The sequence below is a fragment of the Streptomyces sedi genome (genome assembly GCF_006335015.1).
GTDB lineage: Bacteria > Actinomycetota > Actinomycetes > Streptomycetales > Streptomycetaceae > Streptomyces > Streptomyces sedi.
This window is the reverse complement of the sequence record NZ_VDGT01000019.1, coordinates 42,381-64,296: the sequence shown is the minus strand read 5'-3', so window position 1 is coordinate 64,296 and position 21,916 is coordinate 42,381. Positions and strand designations below refer to the sequence as shown.

General features: G+C 75.1%; 18 protein-coding genes. 12 read left to right on the top strand and 6 right to left on the bottom strand.

What is annotated here, in order from left to right:
• Nucleotides 1–75 precede the first annotated feature (75 nt).
• Entirely contained in the window at nt 76–1,179 is a 1,104-nt protein-coding gene (locus FH715_RS22005) for a fatty acid desaturase family protein (protein ID WP_139648026.1), read from the bottom strand.
• A 214-nt stretch (nt 1,180–1,393) separates the two neighbouring features.
• On the opposite strand from FH715_RS22005, the gene FH715_RS22000 reads away from it, so the two are divergent.
• Both FH715_RS22000 and FH715_RS21995 read left to right on the top strand, forming a co-directional pair.
• Nucleotides 1,394–4,306, top strand: a complete 2,913-nt coding sequence (locus FH715_RS22000; protein ID WP_139648024.1) for a DEAD/DEAH box helicase — start codon at nt 1,394–1,396, stop codon at nt 4,304–4,306.
• On the top strand, nt 4,303–5,580 hold the full coding sequence (locus FH715_RS21995) for an SWF or SNF family helicase (RefSeq protein ID WP_139648023.1): 1,278 nt from the start codon (nt 4,303–4,305) through the stop codon (nt 5,578–5,580). The genes FH715_RS22000 and FH715_RS21995 overlap by 4 nt, the downstream gene beginning before the upstream one ends.
• Here FH715_RS21995 and FH715_RS21990 read toward each other — a convergent pair.
• A complete protein-coding gene (locus tag FH715_RS21990; RefSeq protein ID WP_139648022.1) occupies nt 5,553–6,362 on the bottom strand; it encodes an SGNH/GDSL hydrolase family protein in 810 nt (269 codons plus the stop codon). The genes FH715_RS21995 and FH715_RS21990 overlap by 28 nt on opposite strands.
• Nucleotides 6,363–6,687: 325 nt before the next feature.
• Between FH715_RS21990 and FH715_RS21985 the strand changes: the two genes are divergently transcribed.
• A complete protein-coding gene (locus FH715_RS21985; protein ID WP_139648019.1) occupies nt 6,688–9,624 on the top strand; it encodes a glycoside hydrolase family 2 TIM barrel-domain containing protein in 2,937 nt (978 codons plus the stop codon).
• 130 nt (nt 9,625–9,754) lie between these two features.
• On the opposite strand, the gene FH715_RS21980 is transcribed toward FH715_RS21985, so the two are convergent.
• Both FH715_RS21980 and FH715_RS21975 read right to left on the bottom strand, forming a co-directional pair.
• On the bottom strand, nt 9,755–9,991 hold the full coding sequence (locus FH715_RS21980; RefSeq protein ID WP_139648017.1) for a DUF397 domain-containing protein: 237 nt from the start codon (nt 9,989–9,991) through the stop codon (nt 9,755–9,757).
• 4 nt (nt 9,992–9,995) lie between these two features.
• Entirely contained in the window at nt 9,996–10,820 is an 825-nt protein-coding gene (locus tag FH715_RS21975; RefSeq protein ID WP_425472761.1) for a helix-turn-helix domain-containing protein, read from the bottom strand.
• A gap of 198 nt (nt 10,821–11,018) precedes the next feature.
• Between FH715_RS21975 and FH715_RS21970 the strand changes: the two genes are divergently transcribed.
• From FH715_RS21970 to FH715_RS21950, 5 genes are all read left to right on the top strand, one after another.
• Complete coding sequence (locus tag FH715_RS21970; RefSeq protein ID WP_246108886.1) at nt 11,019–11,468, top strand: ATP-binding protein; 450 nt, start codon at nt 11,019–11,021, stop codon at nt 11,466–11,468.
• 345 nt (nt 11,469–11,813) lie between these two features.
• Complete coding sequence (locus tag FH715_RS21965) at nt 11,814–12,821, top strand: TerC family protein (protein ID WP_139648014.1); 1,008 nt, start codon at nt 11,814–11,816, stop codon at nt 12,819–12,821.
• A 155-nt stretch (nt 12,822–12,976) separates the two neighbouring features.
• Nucleotides 12,977–13,297, top strand: coding sequence for an SGM_3592 family protein (locus FH715_RS29100; protein WP_342782184.1), 321 nt, complete (start codon nt 12,977–12,979; stop codon nt 13,295–13,297).
• 66 nt (nt 13,298–13,363) lie between these two features.
• Complete coding sequence (locus FH715_RS21955; RefSeq protein WP_139648012.1) at nt 13,364–14,170, top strand: alpha/beta fold hydrolase; 807 nt, start codon at nt 13,364–13,366, stop codon at nt 14,168–14,170.
• Between the two features lie 168 nt (nt 14,171–14,338).
• On the top strand, nt 14,339–15,295 hold the full coding sequence (locus tag FH715_RS21950) for a DMT family transporter (protein WP_139648010.1): 957 nt from the start codon (nt 14,339–14,341) through the stop codon (nt 15,293–15,295).
• Between the two features lie 16 nt (nt 15,296–15,311).
• On the opposite strand, the gene FH715_RS21945 is transcribed toward FH715_RS21950, so the two are convergent.
• A complete protein-coding gene (locus FH715_RS21945; protein ID WP_139648008.1) occupies nt 15,312–16,184 on the bottom strand; it encodes an oxidoreductase in 873 nt (290 codons plus the stop codon).
• A gap of 91 nt (nt 16,185–16,275) precedes the next feature.
• Between FH715_RS21945 and FH715_RS21940 the strand changes: the two genes are divergently transcribed.
• Nucleotides 16,276–17,136: a LysR family transcriptional regulator gene (locus FH715_RS21940; protein ID WP_139648006.1), complete on the top strand. Its 861-nt coding sequence runs from the start codon at nt 16,276–16,278 to the stop codon at nt 17,134–17,136.
• A gap of 54 nt (nt 17,137–17,190) precedes the next feature.
• On the top strand, nt 17,191–17,592 hold the full coding sequence (locus FH715_RS21935) for a VOC family protein (RefSeq protein WP_139648004.1): 402 nt from the start codon (nt 17,191–17,193) through the stop codon (nt 17,590–17,592).
• Between the two features lie 200 nt (nt 17,593–17,792).
• Here the strand turns inward: FH715_RS21935 and xylA are convergent, their stop codons facing one another.
• Nucleotides 17,793–18,965, bottom strand: coding sequence for a xylose isomerase (xylA, locus tag FH715_RS21930; protein ID WP_139648002.1), 1,173 nt, complete (start codon nt 18,963–18,965; stop codon nt 17,793–17,795).
• A 110-nt stretch (nt 18,966–19,075) separates the two neighbouring features.
• On the opposite strand from xylA, the gene xylB reads away from it, so the two are divergent.
• Nucleotides 19,076–20,509, top strand: coding sequence for a xylulokinase (xylB, locus tag FH715_RS21925; RefSeq protein WP_139648000.1), 1,434 nt, complete (start codon nt 19,076–19,078; stop codon nt 20,507–20,509).
• Between the two features lie 83 nt (nt 20,510–20,592).
• On the top strand, nt 20,593–21,777 hold the full coding sequence (locus tag FH715_RS21920) for an ROK family transcriptional regulator (RefSeq protein ID WP_139647998.1): 1,185 nt from the start codon (nt 20,593–20,595) through the stop codon (nt 21,775–21,777).
• Nucleotides 21,778–21,916 lie beyond the last annotated feature (139 nt).

Genomic DNA, 21,916 nt, shown 5'->3' with positions numbered 1-21,916 from the left:
GTCCACCGTTCCACGCGAAGGTGCCCCGGCCGCGCCGGGGCACCTTCGCGTGCGTCCCTCACCGCCCGGCGGCGGTCAGCCCTTCTCGCTCTGGCCCCGCCGCGCGGCGCGACGCTCGGCCCGCAGGTCGGCGCCGACGCCGTGCATGTGGGTGAGCGCCTGTCGGTAGGAGTCCATCAGGCTGGTCTCGGCGTAGGAGACACCGATGGAGCGGCAGTAGTCGCGGACCAGCGGCTGGGCCTTGCGCAGGTTGGAGCGCGGCATGTTCGGGAAGAGGTGGTGCTCGATCTGGTAGTTGAGCCCGCCCATCATCCAGTCGGTGAACGGGCCGCCGCGCACGTTCCGCGAGGTCAGGACCTGCTTGCGCAGGTGGCCCCAGCGGACGTCGGGGTCGGGCATCTCCATGCCCTTGTGGTTGGGCGCGAAGACCGCGCCCAGGTGCAGGCCGAAGAGCATGTGGTGGATCAGGGCGAAGACCACCGCCTTGCCGGGGCCCATGGCGGTGACCAGCAGGGCGACGTAGGCGACGAAGTGGACGACCAGCAGCGAGGCCTCCACGGCGCGGGCGCGGCCCCGGCCCTCCCAGCCCTCGCGGGAGGCGACCATCTGGACGCTGGAGACCTTCAGCGCGATGCCTTCGAGCAGCAGCAGCGGGAAGAAGAGCCTGGCCTGGTTGCGGGTGAGCCACTGGGCGAAGCCGGTGCGCTTCTCCGCCTGCCCCTCGGTCCACACGAGGACGCCCTCGCCGACGTCGGGGTCCTTGTCGATGTGGTTGGGGTTGGCGTGGTGGCGGTTGTGCTTGTCGTTCCACCAGGCGGAGCTCATGCCCAGCAGGAGGTTGCCGTGGAACAGCCCCAGCCGCCGGTTCACCTTGCGGCTGGTGGCGATCTGCGAGTGCCCGGCGTCATGCCCGATGAAGGCCGTGCGGGTGGAGAAGAGGGCCAGGGGCACGGCCAGCAGGACGGTCCACCACGAGTCGCCGGAGAGCAGCACGGCGGTGATCACCAGCGCGAGCGCCAGGGCGTTGACGCCGAGGTGAACGGCGTACCAGCCGAGTCGACGCTCCAGGAGCCGCTCTGCCTTGACCTGCCGCGACAACGGGGTGAACTCGCCGGCGTCGGGCGTGGCCGAGGGCGGCGCCGAACGCGACGGTGGCACGACGGCGGTGGGCTGAGGCATGGGGACTCCGGTACGAGTGAGGGATGATGCGCTCAGCCTAGGAGTTGCTCACGGTGGGTCACTATGGCCGCAACCCCCCGAGTGGGGGTGTACCCAGTGACACCCCTCGGAGCGGATCGGGCCCGTTTTGCGCCTTCTTTCGCGTTTCCGGTCGCCCCTCTCGTTGAGGTACCCTCGGCCGTCGCCCGCCGACTAGTCAAATTTGAGGAGCCGTGTGTCAGCGAGCCCGCCGACCCCGTCGCAGGTCGTCGCCCTGCTGGAGCTGGCCGCCACGGTGCTGCCGGCCGATCCCCCTCGACTCTCCCGGGTCGCCTTCTGGTCTCCCGACGGCTCGGCGCCCGAGGTGCCGGGGCTGCCCGTAGAGGAGGTGACGGTGGCGCTCCCCACCTCCGACGGAGCGGTCGGGGTGGGCTCCGTTCCCGCGGTCGTGCTGCCCGTCGGCGCCGCGCTCCCGGCGCTGACCAGGGCACGGGCCGCGCGAACCGCCACGCCGGCGGCCCGCTTCTGGGGTGCCGCCGCCGTGCTCGCGCTCCAACTCGCCGCGCGCGGACGGCTGCTGCCCGGTGTGACCGCCGGTGACCACGACGCGTGGCGGCTCGGGCCGCTGGAGGCGGCCGACGCCGAGCGGCTGCGCGCGCTGGCCGAGGCGATGCCGCCGCAGGCGCACGCCGTTCCGCTGCCCGAACCGGACGCGGACGGTGGGCCGTTGCTGCCGCCGCCGGCGACGGTGCTGCGGGCGTTCCTCGACGCCGTCGCCGACGGCCTGCCGCGCACCCCCGCGGCGGCGCTGGCCGCCGGCTCCCCCGCGTTCGCCGCGCGGGAGCCGGTCCGGGTGCCCGAACGGCGCGCGTGGGCCGGCGAGGTGGCGGCCGGCCACGACGCCGGGGTCGGGCTCTCGCTGCGGGTGGAGCTCCAGGCCCCTGCCGCGGACGCCGGCCCCGGCGAGGCGCGGTTTCGCGCGGTGCTCCAGGCGCACAGTCTGTCCGACCCCTCGGTGGTCGTGGACGCGTCCGCGCTGTGGGCCGAGAGCGGCCCCGGCGCTGAGCACTTCGGTCCCGGCGCGCGGCGGGACGCGTTGCTGACCCTGCGGCGTGCGGCTGCCGCCTGGGAGGCGCTCTCGCCGCTGCTGACCGCGCGCGTGCCGGACGCGGTGGAGCTGGCGGACGAGGAGATCGGCCAGCTGCTGGGCGAGGCCACCTCCGACGCGCTGCGGGCGGCGGGGCTGCGGGTGCACTGGCCACGGGAGTTGGCGCGTTCCCTCACCGCCAGGGCGGTGGTGGGGCCCGACCCCGGCGCGGACGGTGAGGGGGGCGGTCGGGTGCCGGGGCTGTTGAACCCGGACGCGTTGCTGTCCTTCGAGTGGCGGTTCGCGGTGGGTGAGACACCCCTGACGCGCGCCGAGTTGGAACGGCTGGCCGAGGCGGGACGCCCGCTGGTGCGGCTGCGCGACCAGTGGGTACTGCTCGCCCCCGAGGAGCTGCGCCGGGCGCGGGGACGGCAGGACGGCAAGATGACGGTCGGCCAGGCGCTGGGCGCCGTGCTGACCGGGCGGACGGAGGCGGCGGGGGAAGCGGTCGCCACCGAGGCCACCGGCTGGCTCGCGACGCTGCGGGACCGGCTCGCCGACCCGGAGCACGCGGCGGGCGAGCCCGTTCCGCCGCCACCCGAGCTGCGCGCCACACTCCGCGACTACCAGCGGCGCGGCCTCGACTGGCTGGACCGGATGACCTCGCTCGGGCTGGGCGCCTGCCTCGCGGACGACATGGGGCTCGGCAAGACGGTCACGCTGATCGCCCTCCATCTGCACCGGCAGCGCACGCCCGCGACCGCGGGGCCGACGCTGGTGGTGGCGCCCGCCTCGCTACTGGGCAACTGGCAGCGGGAAGTCGAGAAGTTCGCGCCCTCCACCCCGGTGCGGCGCTTCCACGGCAGCGAACGTGAGCTGTCGGAGCTGGCGCCCGGCGCGTTCGTGCTGACCACCTACGGCACCATGCGGCGGGACGCCGGGCGGCTGGCCGAGGTGGAGTGGTCGCTGCTGGTCGCGGACGAGGCGCAGCACGTGAAGAACGCGTTCTCCGCCACGGCCCGGCAGCTGCGCACCGTTCCGGCCGCCGCCAGGGTCGCGCTGACCGGCACCCCGGTGGAGAACAACCTCTCCGAGCTGTGGGCCATCCTCGACTGGACGACTCCGGGGCTGCTGGGCCCGTTGACGGCCTTCCGCCGGCGGTACGCCGACGCGGCGGAGGACGGCGGGGACCCGGCCGCGGCCGAGCGGCTGGCGCGGCTGGTGCGGCCGTTTCTGCTGCGGCGGCGGAAGTCCGACCCGGGGATCGCCCCCGAGCTGCCGCCGAAGACCGAGACCGACCGGGCCGTCACCCTCACCGCGGAACAGGCGGGGCTGTACGAGGCGGTGGTGCGCGAGGGGCTGGCCGAGGTGCGCGGCAGCGCGGGCGTCGCGCGGCGGGGGCTGGTGCTGCGGCTGCTGACCTCGCTCAAGCAGATCTGCGACCACCCGGCGCAGTACCTCAAGGAGGAGGAGCCGCGACTCGTCGGCAGGTCCGGCAAGTTGGAGGCGTTCGAGGAGTTGGTGGAGAACGTGGTGGCGGCCGGCTCCAGCGCGCTGGTCTTCACCCAGTACGTGCGGATGGCGCGGCTGCTGGAGGCGCGGCTGGCCGAACGCGGCGTGGCCAGCCTGCTGCTGCACGGCGGGACTCCGGTGGCGCGCCGGGAGGAGCTCGTCCGGCGGTTCTCGGCGGGTGAGGCCCCGGTCTTCCTGCTGTCGCTGCGGGCCGCCGGCACCGGGCTCAACCTGACCAGGGCGGAGCACGTGATCCACTTCGACCGCTGGTGGAACCCGGCCGTGGAGGCGCAGGCGACCGACCGGGCCTATCGGATCGGGCAGGACAAGCCGGTGCAGGTCCACCGGCTGATCGCCGAGGGCACCGTCGAGGACCGGATCGCCGCGCTGCTGCGGCGCAAGCAGGCGCTGGCGGACGCGGTGCTGGGCGGCGGCGAGGCCGCGTTGACCGAGCTGGACGACGCGGCGCTGACGGAGTTGGTGACGCTGCGCCGGGAGCCGGCCGGCGGGACGGAGCAGGGGACGCGGGAGCAGAGGGGCGAGCGATGAGCGAGGAGAGGGTGCTGGCGCCGCTGCCGCCGGCGCGGGGCCGTGGGTTCGCGGAGACCTGGTGGGGGCGTGCCTGGCTGAGCGCGCTGGAGGACGGCGCGCTGGACGGCGAACGGCTGCGGCAGGGCCGGCGGCACGCGCGGGCCGGCGCGGTCGGCGCGGTGTCGGTGCGGCCGGGGCGGTTGACGTCGGTGGTGCGGACGGGACGCGGCGAGGCGCGCCGGGCGGACGTGCTGCTGCGGCGGCTGGACGAGGCGGAGTGGGAGCGGCTGCTGGAGACGGCCGCGCGGGAGGCCGGGCATCTGGCGGCGCTGCTGGACGCGGAGCTGCCGCCGGCGCTGGTCGCGGACGCTTCGGCCGCCGGGGTCGATCTGCTGCCGGGGATAGGGGAGTTGGAGCCGACGTGCGAGTGCGACGAGTGGGACCACTGCGTGCACACGGCGGCCCTGTGCTACCAGACGGCGCGGCTGTTGGACGAGGACCCGTTCCTGTTGCTGCTGCTGCGCGGGGTGGGGCGGGAGGAGCTGCTGGCGCGGCTGCGCCGGCGCTCGACCCGCCCGGCCGCGGCCCCGACGGGCCCGGCCGGGGTGCCGGCCGCCGAGGCGTACGCGCGGGAGGTCTCCGCGCTGCCGGGGCCGCCGCCGGCGGTGGACCGGCCGGGTCCTGTGCCGGGGCTGCTCCCCGACGACCGGGGCGAACTGGACGCGGGCGCGCTGGAGTTCCTGGCCGCCGACGCCGCGCGGCGCGCGCACCGGCTGCTGGCACTGGCGCTGGCGCCGGGGCACGCCCCGCGCGCGCCGGAGCCCGAGCCCGGGCTGTGGGAGGACGCGGTGCGGCTGGCGGCGGGCGGCGAGCCGCCGGCCGCGGTGAGCCGCCGGTTGGCGGCCGGCTGCGGGCGGCGCGGGGTGGAGCTGGCCATGGCGGTGCGCGCCTGGCGGGCCGGTGGCGCGCCGGCGCTCGCCGTGCTGGAGGCGCCGGGCGCCGAGCCCGATCCGCGCGCCGAGGAGGAGTTGGCGCGCGCCCTCGCGGAGGCGGGTGAACGGGCGGCGCCGCGCGCGGGCGGCGGCCGGTGGACGGTCGAGGGCGGCGAGGTGCAGCTGCGGCACGGCGCGGGGCGGTGGTGGCCCTACCGCAAGGAGCGGGGCCGCTGGTGGCCGGCGGGGCCCGGGGAGAAGGACCCGGTGACGGCGCTGGCCGCCGCCCGGGAGCTGTCCCGAACGGCGGCCGAGGCGCCGGGAGTCGAGGCTCAGGCCAGCGACTCGAAGACGGCGTAGTAGCCGCCGGACTGGCCGGCCGCCGTCGGGTGGTAGGAGTCGCCCACCGGCACGGTGACGCTGTGCAGCCACTCGTCGTCCGAGCAGATCTCGTGGCCGGTGAACGCCGACCTGACGTCGCCGTAGGTGAAGCCGTGGGCGGCGGCGCGGTCGCCGGTCACGGCGCTGAGGTTGTCGGACGCGCTGTTGATGGCGGCCCGGGCCTCCTCGCTGATGCCGAGGGCGCAGCCGCCGTCCAGCTCGTACATCCGCGGGTAACCGAGCACCACGACCTGCGCGTTGGGCGCCGCGGCGCTGATCGCCCCGTAGGCGGCGTCCAGGCGTCCGGGCAGGGTGTCGCTGATGTAGCCGTTGGCCTCGGCGACGGCGGCCACGCAGGCGTCGGTGCCCTGGAGCACGCAGACCTGCATGGTGTCGGCGAAGCCCGCGTCGTTGCCGCCGACGCTGACGCTGACCAGGGTGGTGGAGGCGCTCAACGGCCCGAGCTGGTCGTTGATGACGTCCGTGGTCACCGCCCCCGAGCAGGCGGTGAACGCGAACGAGGACGGGCCGTTGGCGTCCGCCCACAGCTCCGGGTAGGCGACGGTGCTGCGGCGGCAGTCGCCGCTGGCGTCGTCGTAGGAGCCGGCGCCGACGCCGGAGGAGTAGGAGTCGCCCACGGCCACGTACTCGACGGCCGCGGTGGGGGACGCGTCCGCCTGGGCCGAGGTGGGGGTGAGTGCGGTGACGCCGAGCACGGCGACCGCGGTGGCGACCGTGGCCAGACAGCGGCGTACGTTCATGGAACCTCCCGAATGTTCCGTGGGGGGACGGGTGGTGCCCCAGGGCTTACCCCACCCAAATCCTGTCCATGCCAAGTGGATTGGCCGAGCGCCCTGCCCAACGAGCGGTGACGGCGCCGGGCAACGCGCCCCGGGGGCGCCGTCGGTGGCCGTCCGGGTGGCGGACCCGCGCGGGGGTGGGAGGCAAGAGCGCAGACGGCGGGCGCAGGAAGCGCTTACCCGACGGGGGTTGTCGAGACGACTCTCCGCGTTCTAGCGTCATCCAACAGCACGGCACACATATCAACATGCGACGGGCTGGGTCGTCGCGGACGCGAGGAGACACATGCGGAATCGGCCCGAGGACGCACCGCTCCCCTACTACGAGGACTTCTCCCCCGGCCACGGCGACCTTCCGCCGCGCGCCTGGCAGCCGACCTCCGACGCGGCCCGGCTCTCCCTCGACGGCACCTGGGACTTCCGGCTCTCCGACACCGCCGAAGGCGCGGACACCGACTTCGCCACCGCCGAGGGCTTCCACGCCGAGGCGGCGGCCGGCTGGCACCCGTTGACCGTCCCCGGCCACTGGGTGCTCCAGGGCCACGGCGCGCCCGCCTACACCAACGTGCGCTACCCCTTCCCCGTCGACCCGCCCCGGGTGCCGACGGAGAACCCAACCGGCGACCACCGCCGCGTCTTCGACCTGCCGGAGGGGTGGCCCGAGGACGGCGAGAGCGTGCTGCGCTTCGACGGCGTCGAGTCCTGCGCCCGGGTCTGGCTCAACGGGCAGGAGCTGGGCGTCTTCCAGGGCAGCCGGCTGCCGCACGAGTTCGCCGTCGGCGGGCTGCTGCGCCGCGCCGGGAACGTGCTGGCCGTCCGGGTGCACCAGTGGTCCGCCGGCAGCTACCTGGAGGACCAGGACATGTGGTGGCTGCCCGGCATCTTCCGCGAGGTCAACCTGCTGCACCGCCCGGCGGGCGCGGTCGAGGACCACTTCGTGCACGCCGGCTTCGACCACACCACGGGCGAGGGCGTGCTGCGCGTGGAGTCCTCCCCCGCCGGCCGGGTGCGCGTGCCGGAGCTGGGCCTGGACCTGGCCACCGGCGAGGAGGCGCGGGTGCCGGTCGAGCCCTGGACGGCGGAGACGCCCCGGCTCTACACGGGCGAGCTGGTCACCGAGGGCGAACGCGTCGAGCTGCGGATCGGCTTCCGCACCGTGGCGATCGAGGACGGGCTGTTCAAGGTCAACGGCCGCCGGGTGCTCTTCCGCGGCGTCAACCGGCACGAGTTCCACCCCGAGCGCGGGCGCGCGCTCGATCTCGCCACCATGCGCGAGGACGTGCTGCTGATGAAGCGGAACAACATCAACGCCGTCCGCACCAGCCACTACCCGCCGCACCCGGCCTTCCTCCAGCTCTGCGACGAGCTGGGGTTGTGGGTCATCGACGAGTGCGACCTGGAGACCCACGGCTTCTGCGACTTCGAGGACTGGCGCGGCAACCCCGTGGCCGACGAGCGGTTCACCCCCGCCCTGGTGGACCGCGCCCGCCGGATGGTGGAGCGCGACAAGAACCGCCCCTCGGTGGTGATCTGGTCGCTGGGCAACGAGTGCGGGGCCGGCGAGGGCCTGGGCGCGATGTCCCGCTGGATCCGGGAACGCGACCCGGAGCGCGCCGTCCACTACGAGAACGACCCGACCTCCAGGGACAGCGACTTCTACTCCCGGATGTACGCCCCGCACGCCGAGGTCGAGCTGATCGGCCGCCGCGAGGAGGAGCCGCTGGAGGACCCGGAGCTGGACGCGCACCGCCGCTCCTCCCCGTTCCTGCTGTGCGAGTACGCGCACGCGATGGGCAACGGGCCCGGCGGGCTCGCCGAGTACCAGCGGCTCTTCCGGGAGCACGAGCGCTGCCAGGGCGGCTTCGTGTGGGAGTGGATCGACCACGGCTTCCCGAAGACCACCGCGGACGGCGTCGCCTACTTCGGGTACGGCGGCGACTTCGGCGAGGAGCTGCACGACGGCAACTTCGTCTGCGACGGGCTGCTCTTCCCCGACCGCACGCCCTCGCCCGGGCTGCTGGAGTTCCGCAAGGTCATCGAGCCGGTGCTGATGGAGATCGACCCGGTCACCGGCGTGGTGGAGGTGACCAACGACCAGGACTTCGCCGACCTGGACGCGTTCGCCTTCGAGTGGGTCTACGAGGTCGAGGGCGAGTCCGTCGCCGGCGGCCCGCTGGCCGTGCCGCCGCTCGCTCCCGGCGCCTCCGCCCGGGTCGAGCTGCCCAGCCGGCCCGGCACCGACCGGCCGGGGACCGGCGTGTGGACCGTGCGCGCCGCGCTGGCGGCCGACACCGCCTGGGCCGAGCGGGGGCACCGGGTCGCCTGGGCCCAACGCGCCGTCGGCGAACGGGCGGTGGAGCCGGCGCCCGAGGTCTCGGGGCCGGCGCCGCGCCGCACCGGGGAGGGCGTCGAGCTGGGGCAGGCGCTCTTCGACGCGCGTGACGGAGCCCTGCTGCGGCTGGGCGGGCTCGCGGTGCCGCACGCACCGCGGCTCGACATCTGGCGGGCGCCGACCGACAACGACCTGGGCGCCTCCTGGCAGGACGACGAGCGCCACGCGGAGGTCTGGCGCGCGCTCGGCCTGGACCGGATGCGCCACCGGCTGGACGGCGTCGAACTGACCGAGGAGGGGCTGACGGTGCGCTCCCGGGTGGCCCCGGCCGCCGCCGAGGTCGGCCTGGCCACCACCTACCACTGGCGGGCCGTCGGCGACGAGCTGCTGCTCACCGTCACCGTGGTCCCGGACGGCCCCTGGCGGGCGACCCTGCCGAAGGTCGGGCTGCGGCTGGGGCTGCCGGCCTCCTACGGAACGGTCACCTGGTTCGGCGGCGGCCCCGGCGAGGCGTACCCCGACACCCGGCAGGCGGCGGCGCTGGGGCGCCACCGCTCCACGGTGGACGCGCTACAGACCCCGTATGTGCGCCCCCAGGAGAACGGCGCACGGGCGGACGTCAGGTGGGCCGAGCTGGCGGCCGACGGGGCGCCGACGCTGCGGGTGACCGCCGTGGACGAGCCGTTCACGCTGACCGCGCGGCGCTGGACGCCCGAGCATCTGGACGCGGCGCGCCACACCAGCGACCTGGTGCCCTCGGAGACGGTGTGGGTCCATCTCGACCACGCGCACCACGGGATGGGCAGCCAGTCCTGCGGCCCGGGCCCGTTGCCGGAGTACCACCTGCTGCCGCGGGAGTTCCGCTTCGCGGTGCGGCTCGCCGCGCGCTGATCACCGGCGGGGGTCCCCGGGCTGGACGCCCGGGGACCGACCGGTCGGCGGCACGCGTCCGCCGTGCGCGTCGCGGTGCCCGCACCCCTCGTACGCGGGCACAACGACGTCACTCCCCCATCCGGTGAGATCAGGCCAGGAGGTAGTCGGCCTCCCCCGATTTCACTCCCCGGATGAAGGCCGCCATCTCGTGGAACGAGCAGATCAACGCCGGCCCCTCGGGGTCGGTCGACTGCCGCAGCGCCACCCGGCCGTCCGTCAGCCGCAGCGCCTCCACGCAGCTGCCGCCGTTCCCCCCGCTCCAGGGCTTCTGCCAGCCCTCGGTGCCCAGGAGAGTCGCCGGCATCCCGTTGTACACGCGTTCCATGGCTTCAGAGCTCCTTGCGTATTCCGCTGAGGATGGCCTCGGTGCGGGCCACCGGCGCGGCCTGGGCGCACATCCGGTCCAGCGCCTCGCGGAAGGTGGAGACGTCCTCGGGCTGGTCGTAGTACGCGGCGCCCACCAGGTTCTCCGCGCAGGCGACGTCGGACAGCTCGGCGACGGGGAACCGGAAGAGATGGAACGGACCGTACATGGCCGGGTGGTGCCCGGCCGCGAACGGCATGATCTGGAGCCTGACGTGGGGCGAGGCCACCGCCTCGATGAGCCGGCCGACCTGGCCCCGCATCAGCCCCGGCGGGCCGACGGGACGGCGCAGCACCGTCTCGTCCAGCACGATCCACAGCAGCGGCGGCCGTTCCCTCAGCAGGACCCGCTGACGGGCCGTCCGCACCGCCACCAGCCGTTCGATCTCGGCGGCGGGCGCGTGCGGGAGCCCGGAACGGAGCACGGTGGTGGCGTACGCCTCCGTCTGCAGCAGCCCGGGGACGTAGTGCGGCTCGTAGGCGCGGATCAGGTCGGCCTCGGCCTCCAGGCTGACGAACGCGCTGAACCACTCGGGCAGCACGTCGCGGTAGCCGTGCCACCAGCCGGGCCGGTTGGCCTCACGGACCAGGGCGAGAAAGGCCTCGACCTCGTCCCGCGCGGTGACCCCGTAGATCCGCAGCAGCTTCTCGACGTAGAGGACCTTCAGCCCGACCTGGGCCTTCTCCATGCGTCGAACGGTGGCGTGCGTGACGTCCAGGGCCCGCCCCGCGTCCTCGAAGGAGAGCCCGGCGGCCTCCCTGAGGTCGTGGAGCCGACGGCCCAGCACCACCCGCAACACGGTGGCGGCCCCACCGCCCTGGCCACCGGCCACCGCACCTCCCCCGTTACCTTCCGTCCCCGCCAACTTCCGTCTGTGAGGGAAAAAGTCTGCCACGCGGTCACCGGGAGCAACAGAGTGCAACGGATGAATCTGTAATTTGCAGGATGCCTCTTGCCGGATGCGAGGGGCGCCCCGCACAGTGGTGACGTGGCTTCCTCCCCGCATGTCCCACTCCAGGCACGACGCCACGGCTCCGCGCTGCCCGGCGGCTGCCTGCGGTTCCGGCTGCCCGCCGCCCCCACCTCGGCGGCGGAGGCGCGCCGCCTCACCCGCCAGCAGCTCGCCGAGTGGCGCACCCCGAGCGACGCCTGCGACAGCGCCCAACTGGTCATCTCCGAACTGGTGACCAACGCGCTCCGCCACACCGACAGCGAGAGCGTCGGCTGCGAGGTGCGGCTCGCCGGCTCGCTGCTGCGGGTCGCGGTCGCCAGCGGCGGCGCGGGGCCGCGCCCCGCGCCCGGGCGGGCGCACGAGGACGACGAGGGCGGCCGGGGGCTGATGCTGGTCTGCTCCCTGGCGCAGGTGTGGGGGGTCCGGCCGGGGGAGGCCGGCGCCGGGCACGAGGTGTGGGCCGAACTGCCGCTGACCGCCTCCTGATCGCGCCCCCACACGATCCGCCGCGTTTACGCGCGTTGACCGCCTCTCGGGCGACATCGGCCACCCGGTGACCCGCCGGCGACCGGAGCCGCGCCCCGCCGACGACCCGCCGACAACGCGGGCGGAGCGGCCGGCCGGGGCCGGCCCGTGGCACGCTCCCAGTGGGCGGGGAGCGCCCCTCGCGCCCCCTCCGTGGACGCCGAGTCATGGGCGGGCAAAGGCACTTCCGCCCGCAAGCGAGGCATACCCGGACACGCCACTTTACCGTTCCATTACTATTGGCCGAGCCGCGACGGCACGCCGCGCGGAAACACGTCATGCCGCGCGCAGAGGACCGGAGGAAGAGTGGACGTCTCGTTGACCATGTGGGTGCTCACCGTGGTGGTGTTGTGCGCCTTCATCGCCGTGGACTTCTTCTTTGGACGCAAACCCCACGAGGTCTCCCTCAAGGAGGCCGGCATCTGGACCATCTTCTGGGTGGTGCTGGCGGTCCTCTTCGGGATCGGTCTGGCGGTCTTCGAGGGCGGCACACCGTCGAGCGAGTTCTTCGCCGGCTATGTCACCGAGAAGTCGCTGAGCGTGGACAACCTCTTCGTCTTCGTGCTGATCATGACCAAGTTCGCCGTCCCCCCGGAGTACCAGTCGCGGGTGCTGATGGTGGGCGTGCTGATCGCGCTGGTACTGCGCGCCGGATTCATCGCGATGGGCGCCGCGCTGATCGCGAGCTTCTCCTGGATCTTCTACATCTTCGGCGCGTTCCTGATCTGGACCGCCTGGAAGCTGATCAAGGAGGCCAACGCCGAGGACGAGGAGTACGAGGAGAACCGCTTCCTCAAGATGGTGGAGCGGCGCTTCCCGGCCACCGACCAGTACCACGGCACCAAGCTCTTCATCCAGGAGAACGGCCGTCGGCTCATCACGCCGATGCTGGTCGTCATGCTCGCCATCGGCAGCACGGACATCCTCTTCGCGCTGGACTCGATCCCCGCGATCTTCGGCCTCACCGAGGACGCCTACATCGTCTTCACCGCCAACGCGTTCGCGCTGATGGGTCTGCGCCAGCTCTACTTCCTGATCGGCGGGCTGCTGGAGAAGCTGGTCCACCTCTCCTACGGCCTGTCGGTGATCCTCGGCTTCATCGGCGTCAAGCTGATCCTGCACGCGCTGCACGAGTCCGGGGTGCACACCCCGGAGATCTCCACCATGTTCTCGCTCAGTGTGATCTGCGGCGTGCTGATCGTCACGACGGTCACCAGCCTCCTCGCCACCCGCTCCGAGCGGCTCAAGGCGGAGGCGGCGGAGGGCAAGGCGTCCGGGGAGGACGAGACGGAGTCGGCCGAGCGTCGCTCCTGAAGCTCACTCGCGGACACCGCGCCCGGGGTCGCCCTCGCCGTCCGCTGCTGTACCGTGGCCCGAACGCCGTCGCCGGAACCCGGCGGCGGCCTCGGTCGTTCACCTGGCGTTGGACTCCGCGCACCAACGGCTATACGGCTATGAGGAGGCAGCTCATGGGGACGGGGCCCTCGGATCAGGAGGAGCCGCGCGGAGGCGACGACGCTCCGCGCGAGGAGGACTGGGACAACCTGGTCCTCGACGAGAGCTTCATACGCGGCGCCGAGGTGCGCGAGCCGACCGCCAGGACGCGGATGCTCCGCGAGCGCTGGAAGGACGGCGGTCCCGCCCCGCAGCCCTGGCGTTCCGACGAGCCCCCGGCGGGCTGGGTCCACGGCTCGGGCCGCAAGAAGGGCTCGCGTAAGAAGAGCGGCGACAAGCCGCGCAAACGGCGCTGGTTCCGCCGCAAGGGCAAGGACGGCGACGGGGACGGCTGACCGGCCCCGGCGCGCCCGCGCGGCGTAGCATCGGGCGCGCCCCCGCCGTCCCCCCGGGAGTCGCCGGTGACCGCCGCCCGTTCGCCCTTCTTCGCCGCGCTCGACACAGGGCCGCCAAAGGCCCGGGCCGCGGGTTCCGTGGTGCTTCTGGTGCACGGGTGGGGCGGGGACCGTCACGAGTGGGCCGGGGTGGTCGACCGGCTCGCGGTCCGGCACCGGGTGCTGGTGCCGGACCTTCCCGGGCACGGCGCGACGCCGGCCAGCCCCGGGCGGCACACGCCCCGCCTCGTCGCCGCCGACCTCGCCGCCTGGCTCACCGCGCTCGGGACCGGCCCGCTGGTCGCGGTCGGGCACTCGATGGGCGGCCATGTGGTGACCGCGCTCGCCGTCGACCGGCCCCGGCTGACGCGGGCCACCGGCACCCTCGCCACCGGCTTCGGCGGGAGGGCGACACGGGAGCGACTCGAAGCCGAGCAGGCCGCGTTGGAGCGCGAGGGCGCGGCGTGGGCGGCGCGCTTCGCGGACCGCGCCCGCGGCCCCGCCACTCCGCCGGAGCTGACCGAGCGGCACCGTCGGCTGCTGGGGGCGGCCGATCCGCGGGTGCTGGCCGAATACCGCGAGGGGATGTATCTGGCGCCCGGCGCCTTCGGGCTGCGGGCGGAGGCCGCGGCCTTCCTGGCCGGGCGGCGCTGCCCGGCGTTCGCGCTGCACACGGACGCCGAGGCCGCCGCATGGGAGGCCTCGCTGCCGGCCCACCCGCTCTCGTCGCGGGTGGTGTGGCCGGACGTCGGCCACTACCCGCACGAGGAGCGGCCGGCCCAGGTGGCCGCGCTGATCGCCGACTGGTGTCGCCGGGTCCCCCTTTCGGGTTAGCCTGCTGCCATGCCGACCTACTGGAACCGGGTCACCCCGCCGCCGTTCGCCCGCTGAGGGCACGGCTCACCGCTTCGTCTCCGCCGACCGCCGCCGCGCGGCCGGCTCATCGAGTGTGCCCTCCGCTGGTCCCTCGTCGGAATCCAACGGAACAGGACACCTGATCCCATGACGTCTTCCTCCGGGCTTCCCGGTTCCACGGGCGCGGGCGACGCCCCCGCTCCCCCATCCGTTCCCTCCCCCGCCCCCCGACTGGTCGGCGGCGCCTGGCTGGTGCTGGCCGCCTCGGGGCTGTGGGGCACCACCGGCACGGCGGCGACGCTGGCGCCCGACGGCGCCTCGGGGCTGGCGCTCGGCGCCGCCACCATGGGCCTCGGCGGGCTGCTCACCGTCGCGCTGGCCTGGCGGTCTGCCTGGGCCGTGGTGCGGCGGGGCCCCCTCCTGTGGTCGCTGTGCGGGGCGGCGGGCATCGTTGTCTACCCGCTCGCCTTCTACACCTCGATGGCCTGGGCGGGGGTCGCCGTCGGCACGGTGGTGAGCATCGGCTCGGCGCCGGTCTTCGCCGCGCTGCTGGAGCGCGGCTGCGAGGGGCTGTCCCTGAGCCGCCGCTGGTGGGCGGCGACGGTGGCCGCCGGACTGGGCTGCGCGGTGCTGACCCTGGCCGGGGGCGGCGACGCGACGAGCGGCGAACGGCCCACCGCCGGCGTGGCGTTGGGCGTGCTCGCCGGCGCCGGCTACGCGGGCTACTCCTACTGCGCGTCCCGGCTGATACGGGGCGGGCACGGGGCGCGGGCGACGATGGGCGCGCTCTTCGGGCTCGGGGCGCTGGTGCTGCTGCCGGTCCTGGCGGTCACCGGCGGGCCGCTGCTGGGGTCGGCGCGCGGACTGGCGGTGACGGGCTATCTGGCGGTGGTGCCGATGTGCCTGGCCTATCTGCTCTTCGGGGCGGGGCTGGCCCGGGTGCGGGCCAGCACGGCGGTCACGCTCAGCCTCTTCGAGCCGTTGGTGGCCGCCGTGCTGGCGGTGACGGTGGTGGGCGAACGGCTGGACGCGTTCGGCTGGTTCGGGGTGGCGCTGGTCGTCGGCGGCCTGGCCGCGCTGACCGTCCGCCGACGGCGCGGCTGACGGGGCGCGGCGCCGGTCAGCCGGCGATGCCGTCCAGCGCGGCGCGTTCCGCCTCGGGCAGCTCCAGTCCGGCGCCGGCGACGTTCTCCCGCAGATGGGCCACGGAGGAGGTGCCGGGGATCAGCAGGATGTTCGGGGAGCGGCGCAGCAGCCAGGCGAGGGCGACGGACATCGGGGTGGCGCCGAGCCGGCCGGCGACGGCGGAGAGCGTCGTGGACTGGAGCGGGGTGAAGCCGCCGAGCGGGAAGAACGGCACGTAGGCGATGCCGGCCGCCGCGAGTTCGTCGACGAGCGCGTCGTCCCCGCGGTGGGCGAGGTTGTAGAGGTTCTGCACGCAGACCAGGGGCGCGAGCGAACGGGCCTCCGCGACCTGCGCGGGGGTCGCGTTGCTCACGCCCAGGTGACGCACCAGACCCTCGTCGCGGAGCGCGGCCAGGGCCTCGAAGGGCTCGGCGAGCGAGCCCTCGCGGGGGCCGGTGGCGTCGCCGAGGCGGAGGTTGACGACGTCGAGGGCGTCGAGGCCGAGGTCCTCCAGGTTCTCCTCGACGGCGCGGCGCAGCTCCTCGGGGCGGCGGGCGGGGGGCCAGCCGCCGTCCGCGTCGCGGACGGCGCCGACCTTGGTGACGATGTGCGGCGGCTTCCCGGCCGCGGGGCGCAGCGCCTCGCGGATCAGCCGGTTGGTGACGCGGGGGCCGTAGGCGCCGGCGGTGTCGATGTGGGTGATCCCGAGGTCGGCGGCCTCGCGCAGGACGGCGAGGGCGCCCTCGTGGTCGGCGGGCGGGCCCATGACCCCGGGGCCCGCGAGCCGCATCGCGCCGTAGCCGACCCGGGTGACGGTGAGGTCGCCGAGGGTCCAGGTGCCGCCGGGTGGCGTGGAGGAGGTGTGCATGGACCGATCGTGGCCCGGCGGCGGGCGGCGCCGCCAATACCGATGCGAGGCGTCGTGATACCCGGCCGGTATCAGCGGGTACCGTGGGGCCATGGACGAGGTCCCCCTGGAGACGCGCGAGCTGCGGTACTTCGTGGCCGTGGCCGAGGAGCTGCACTTCGGCCGGGCAGCCGAGCGGCTGGGCATGGCGCAGCCGCCGCTGTCCCGGGCGATCCAGCGGCTGGAACGGCGCCTGGGCGTGCGGCTGTTGGCGCGCGACCGGCGGGGCGTCGCGCTGACCGACGCCGGCCGGACGCTGCTGCACGAGGGGCGCGCTGCCCTGGAGGCGACCCTGGCGGCCGGGCGGCGGGCGCGCCGCGCCGGCGCGGAGGGGGGCGCGGGCGAGCGGCTGGTGCTGGCGGTGAAGGCCGGCGCCTTCCACGAGTTGCTGCGGAAGCTGCTCGCCGCCCACGCGGCGGAGCCCGGCTCGGCCGAGGTGGAGGTGGTGCCCAGCGGCGTGTGCGAGCAGGAGGAGATGCTGCGCGACGGGCGCGCCGACGTGGCGCTGCTGCACGTGCCGCCCCGCTCGCTCGCCGGGTTCGACAGCGAACGGCTGTCGACCGAGGGGCAGGTGGCGGTCCTGCCCGCCGGGCATCCGCTCGCGGCGCGCGCGAGCCTGTCGATGGCGGAGGTCGGCGCCGTTCCCGACCTGCCGCTGGCCCGCTGGCCCGGCAGGGACGGCTTTCCGCCGGGGCCGGGGCCCGAGATCCACGACCAGACGCAGCTGGCCCAGCTGATCGCCCTCGGCCGCGCCGCCGCGGTCTTCCCGGAGTCCGCCACCTCCTGGCTGTGGTCCGCGCACGCGGCCGTGCCGCTGGTGGACGCGCCGGAGGTGGCCGGCCACCTCGCCTGGCCGGCGCACAGCCGCTCCCGCGCGCTCGCCGCGCTGGTCCGCACCGCCACCCGGCTGTGATACCCGGGCGGTATCCGCTGGCGCCGCGGCGGGCGGGCCTGAAGTATGGGCCGGATGGCACGACTTCACGACTTCGTCTTCGACGCGGCGCGCCCCTCGGCCGTCGCCCGGTTCTGGGCGGCGGCGCTCGACGGGTACGCGGTGGCACCCTACGACGAGGCCGAGTTGGCCCGGCTGCGGGCGCTGGGCTTCGAGGGGCCGGAGGACGACCCCACGGTGCTGGTGGAGCCGGAGGGCGGCGGCGGGCCGCGCCTGTGGTTCCAGCGGGTGGAGGAGCCGGCGGTCGGCAAGAACCGCGTCCACCCGGACGTGCTGGCCGCCGATGTCGAGGCGGAGGCCGAGCGGTTGACGGGGCTGGGTGCCCGGGTGCTGACCCGCCACGAGGACCATCTGGTGCTGGCCGATCCGGAGGACAACGAGTTCTGCCTCTACCCCGAACGGGACGGGCAGGGCTAGGCCGTCTCTTTCGGGTCTTCGCGGGTCGGTGAACGGCTCCCCCCGGCCTCGCGGCTGGGAGGCGCCCCCGCGACGCGGTGCTCCCCCGGCCCCCGGGGCCCGGGAGGCGCCGGCGTCGCGAGCCCGCGAGGCCCCGGGGAGGAGGCCCCGGGGCACACGGGGCCGCCGCTCCCGGCGCGGTGGGAGCGGCGGCCGTCGCGTCAGCTCCGCACGCCCAGCAGGTGGTCCGTGGCCAGCTGGTCGAGCGCCTCGAAGGCCATGCCGCGCTCGGCGGCGGCGTCCGGGTCGAACTCCTCGAAGGTGGAACGGTCGGCCAGCAGCTCCTCGAAGCCCTCCCCCTCGTCCAGGGTCGGCCTGGCCAGCTCGTCGACGCGGGCGGCGCGCAGCGCCTCCTGGACCTCGGGGTCGGCGCGGAAGCCGGCGGCGCGCTCCTTGAGGATCAGGTAGTTGCGCATGCAGCCGGCGGCCGAGGCCCAGACGCCGTCGATGTCCTCCGTGCGCGGCGGCTTGAAGTCGAAGTGCCGGGGCCCCTCGTAGCCGGCCGCCTCCAGGAGGTCGACCAGCCAGAACGCGGCGCGCAGGTCGCCGCCGCCGAAGCGCAGGTCCTGGTCGTACTTGATGCCGGTCTGGCCGTTGAGGTCGATGTGGAAGAGCTTGTTGGACCACAGCGCCTGGGCGATGCCGTGCGGGAAGTTCAGTCCCGCCATCTGCTCGTGGCCGACCTCGGGGTTGACGCCGAACAGCTCGGGGCGCTCCAGTCGTTCGATGAACGCCAGCGCGTGGCCGACGGTCGGCAGCAGGATGTCGCCGCGCGGCTCGTTGGGCTTGGGCTCGATCGCGAACCGCAGGTCGTAGCCCTTGCTCACCACGTAGTCGGCGAGCAGGTCGAAGGCCTCCTTGAAGCGGTCGAGCGCGGCGCGCACGTCCTTGGCCCCGCCGCTCTCCGAGCCCTCGCGCCCGCCCCAGGCGACGAAGGTCTGGGCGCCCAGCTCGGCGGCGAGGTCGATGTTGCGCAGCACCTTGCGGAGGGCGTAGCGGCGGACGTCGCGGTCGTTGGAGGTGAAGCCGCCGTCCTTGAAGACGGGGTGGGTGAAGAGGTTGGTGGTGACCATGGGCACCACGACGCCGGTGGCGTCCAGGGCCTTCCGGAAGCGGCTGACGTGGCGCTGGCGCTCGTCGGCCGAGACGCCGAACGGGATCAGGTCGTCGTCGTGGAAGGTGACGCCCCAGGCGCCCAGCTCGGCCAGCCGGTTGACCGACTCGACGGGGTCGAGCGCGGGCCTGGTGGCGTCGCCGAACGGGTCGTTCCCCCGCCAGCCCACGGTCCACAGACCGAAGCTGAACTTGTCCTCGGGGGTGGGCTGGAATGACATTGGCGGCTCCTCGGCTCCCCAGTATTTCGTCATGGCTGTTAACAAATTAGTATGCGAGGGCCCACCTTAGGAACCCCCCTCGCCCGTGGCTTACGGAAGGACCGAGCGCGATGACCGCAGCAGAAGGCCCCCTGGTGGTCGGCGTGGACAGCTCGACCCAGTCCACCAAGGTGCTGGTGGTGGACTCCGCCAGCGGCGCCGTGGTCGCCAGGGGCCAGGCCCCGCACCAGGTGACCGCCGCGCACGACAGCGACCCCGAGGTGTGGTGGGAGGCGCTGACCGCGGCGCTCGCCCAGTGCGGGGAGCCGGCGCGGCGCGCCGCGGCCGTCGCGGTCGCGGGCCAGCAGCACGGGCTGGTGACGCTGGGCGCCGACGGCCGCCCGGTGCGCAACGCGCTGCTGTGGAACGACACCCGCTCGGCGCCCCAACGCGACAGGCTGCTGGCCGACTTGGGTGGCCCCGAGGCGTGGGCCGAGCGGGTCGGCAGCGTGCCGGCCGCCTCGTTCACGGTGACCAAGTGGGCGTGGCTGACCGAGCACGAGCCGGACGCCGCCGCCGCGACCCGGGCGGTGCGGCTGCCGCACGACTACCTCACCGGGCGGCTCGCCGGGCATCCGGTGACCGCCGGCACCACGGACCGGGGTGACGTCTCGGGCAGCGGCTGGTGGTCGACGGCGACCGAGAGCTACGACGAGGGCGTCCTCTCCCATGTCGGCCTCGACCCGGCGCTGCTGCCCCGGGTCGTCGGCCAGGGCGAGGCCGCGGGCACGGTCGCCGAGGGGCTGCCGCTGCCCGCCGGCATCCCGGTGGCCGCCGGCACGGGCGACAACATGGCGGGGGCGCTCGGCCTCGGCCTCGTCTCCGGTACCCCGGTGCTCAGCCTGGGCACCTCGGGGACGGTCTACGCGGTCTCCGAGCGCCGCCCGTCCGACCCGACCGGCACGGTCGCCGGCTTCGCCGACGCCGGCTCCGCGTTCCTCCCGCTGGCCTGCACCCTCAACTGCACGCTCGCCGTCGACCGGTTCGCCGCGCTGCTGGGCCGCGACCGGGAGGCGGTGGAGGCCGGCGGGGAGGCCGTGGTGCTGCCGTTCCTCGACGGGGAGCGGACCCCCGACCTGCCCTACGCCTCCGGCCTGCTCCACGGGCTGCGGCACGACACGAGCGCGGGCCAGCTGCTCCAGGCCGCCTACGACGGGGCGGTCTTCGCGCTGTTGAAGGCGCTCGACCTGGTCCTCGACGAGGGGGCCGACCCCGAGGCCCCGATCCTGCTGATCGGCGGCGGCGCCAGGGGCACCGCGTGGCGGGAGACGGTCCGCCGGCTCTCGGGGCGCCCGGTGCGGGTGCCGGTGGCCGAGGAGCTGGTGGCGCTCGGCGCCGCCGCGCAGGCCGCCGGGCTGCTGCTGGGCCGGGAGGCGGCTGCCGTGGCGCGCGACTGGGACACCGCAAGCGGGCCCTCGCTGCCGGCCGTCGCCAGGGACGAGGCGGCGCTGGAGAGGCTGGGGGCGACCCTCGCGGACGCGGACGCGCTGCTGCGGCGCCACTGAGCCGCGGGGCAACGCGGGGTCAACGCCCGCTCAACAGCACGGGAGTCCAGGTGGTCCAACCGGCGCCCACGTCGCAGTCGGCGATGCGTCAGCTCAACCTCTCGCGGGTCCTGCACACGCTCGCCTCCGAGGGGCCGCTCTCGCGCGCCTCGGTGGCCGCCCGCATCGGGCTGACCAGGGCGGCGGTCTCCACCCTGGTGGACGAACTGCTGCGCGGGCGACTGCTGGTGGAGGAGGGGCCGGGACGCTCGGGGTCGGTCGGCCGGCCGGGCAGCCAGCTGCGGCTGACGGACCGGGGACCGTGCGGCTTCGGCGCCGAGATCGGGGTGGACCACCTCGCGGTCTGCGCCGCCGACCTGCGCGGCGAGATCAGGGTCCGGGTGGAGAAGGAGTTCCGCGCCCAGCACCGCCCGCCGGAGGCGGTGCTCGCCGAGTTGCGGGCGCTGGCCCGCCGGGCCCGGGCGGAGGCCGACGGTGTCGGGCTCCGCCCGGCCGGGCTGGCGGTGGCCGTGCCGGGCCTGGTGCCGCGGGACGGCACCACCGTGCTGCGGGCGCCCAACCTGGGGTGGCGGAACGTCGAGCTGGGCGGGCTGCTCCCCGACGACCTCGGCGAGGTCACCGTCCACAACGAGGCCAGCCTGGGCGGGCTCGCCGAGCTGTGGTCGCGCGCCGAGTCGGCGGCCGACGGCTTCGTCTACGTGTCGGCGCAGATCGGCATCGGCGCCTGCGTGGTGCTGGACGGCCAACTCCTCAGCGGCGCCCACGGGTTCGCGGGCGAGTTGGGGCATGTGCCGGTGCGGCCCGAGGGGCCGGCCTGCGGCTGCGGCGGGCGCGGCTGCCTGGAGACCTACGCCGGCGAGGAGGCGGTGCTGCGCGCCGCCGGCATCGAGCCGGGCCCCGGGGTGCGGCTGGGCGCGCTCACCGCGCGCTGCGAGGCGGGCGAGCCGACCGCGCTGCGGGCGGTGCGCCGCGCCGGCACCGCGCTGGGCATCGCGCTCTCCGGCGCGGTCAACCTGCTGGACCCGCGCCGGGTGGTGATCGGCGGCACCCTCACCCGGCTGGCGCCGTGGCTGCTCCCGCCGCTGCGGCGGGAGTTGGGCCGGCGCACGGCGGTGGCGGCCGGCGGCCGGGAGACCCCGCTGCCGGTGACCGCCTCGCCGTTGGGCCCCGACGGACCGCTGCGCGGCGCCGCCGGCCTCGCCGTGCGCACGGCGCTCGACGACCCGGCACGCCTGCTGGCGGCCGGACGGGCCGGTCGAACGGGCTGAGCCGCCCCGGAGAGCGAGGGCGCCCGCGCCTCAACTGCCGCTCGACGGCGTGGACTTGCACGCACGGAAGAACGAGTGACCCCCCGCAGGGGTTGATCGGTTCACCGGATAAGGCGAAAAGCTAGCGCAACGGCCGCTC

Coding starts and splice junctions, on each gene's coding strand:
- FH715_RS22005 (WP_139648026.1), bottom strand. CDS start 1,179: ATGCCTCAGCCCACCGCCGTCGTGCCACCGTCGCGTTCGGCGCCGCCC.
- FH715_RS21995 (WP_139648023.1), top strand. CDS start 4,303: ATGAGCGAGGAGAGGGTGCTGGCGCCGCTGCCGCCGGCGCGGGGCCGT.
- FH715_RS21990 (WP_139648022.1), bottom strand. CDS start 6,362: ATGAACGTACGCCGCTGTCTGGCCACGGTCGCCACCGCGGTCGCCGTG.
- FH715_RS21985 (WP_139648019.1), top strand. CDS start 6,688: ATGCGGAATCGGCCCGAGGACGCACCGCTCCCCTACTACGAGGACTTC.
- FH715_RS21980 (WP_139648017.1), bottom strand. CDS start 9,991: ATGGAACGCGTGTACAACGGGATGCCGGCGACTCTCCTGGGCACCGAG.
- FH715_RS29100 (WP_342782184.1), top strand. CDS start 12,977: ATGGGGACGGGGCCCTCGGATCAGGAGGAGCCGCGCGGAGGCGACGAC.
- FH715_RS21950 (WP_139648010.1), top strand. CDS start 14,339: ATGACGTCTTCCTCCGGGCTTCCCGGTTCCACGGGCGCGGGCGACGCC.
- FH715_RS21945 (WP_139648008.1), bottom strand. CDS start 16,184: ATGCACACCTCCTCCACGCCACCCGGCGGCACCTGGACCCTCGGCGAC.
- FH715_RS21940 (WP_139648006.1), top strand. CDS start 16,276: ATGGACGAGGTCCCCCTGGAGACGCGCGAGCTGCGGTACTTCGTGGCC.
- FH715_RS21935 (WP_139648004.1), top strand. CDS start 17,191: ATGGCACGACTTCACGACTTCGTCTTCGACGCGGCGCGCCCCTCGGCC.
- xylA (WP_139648002.1), bottom strand. CDS start 18,965: ATGTCATTCCAGCCCACCCCCGAGGACAAGTTCAGCTTCGGTCTGTGG.
- xylB (WP_139648000.1), top strand. CDS start 19,076: ATGACCGCAGCAGAAGGCCCCCTGGTGGTCGGCGTGGACAGCTCGACC.
- FH715_RS21920 (WP_139647998.1), top strand. CDS start 20,593: ATGCGTCAGCTCAACCTCTCGCGGGTCCTGCACACGCTCGCCTCCGAG.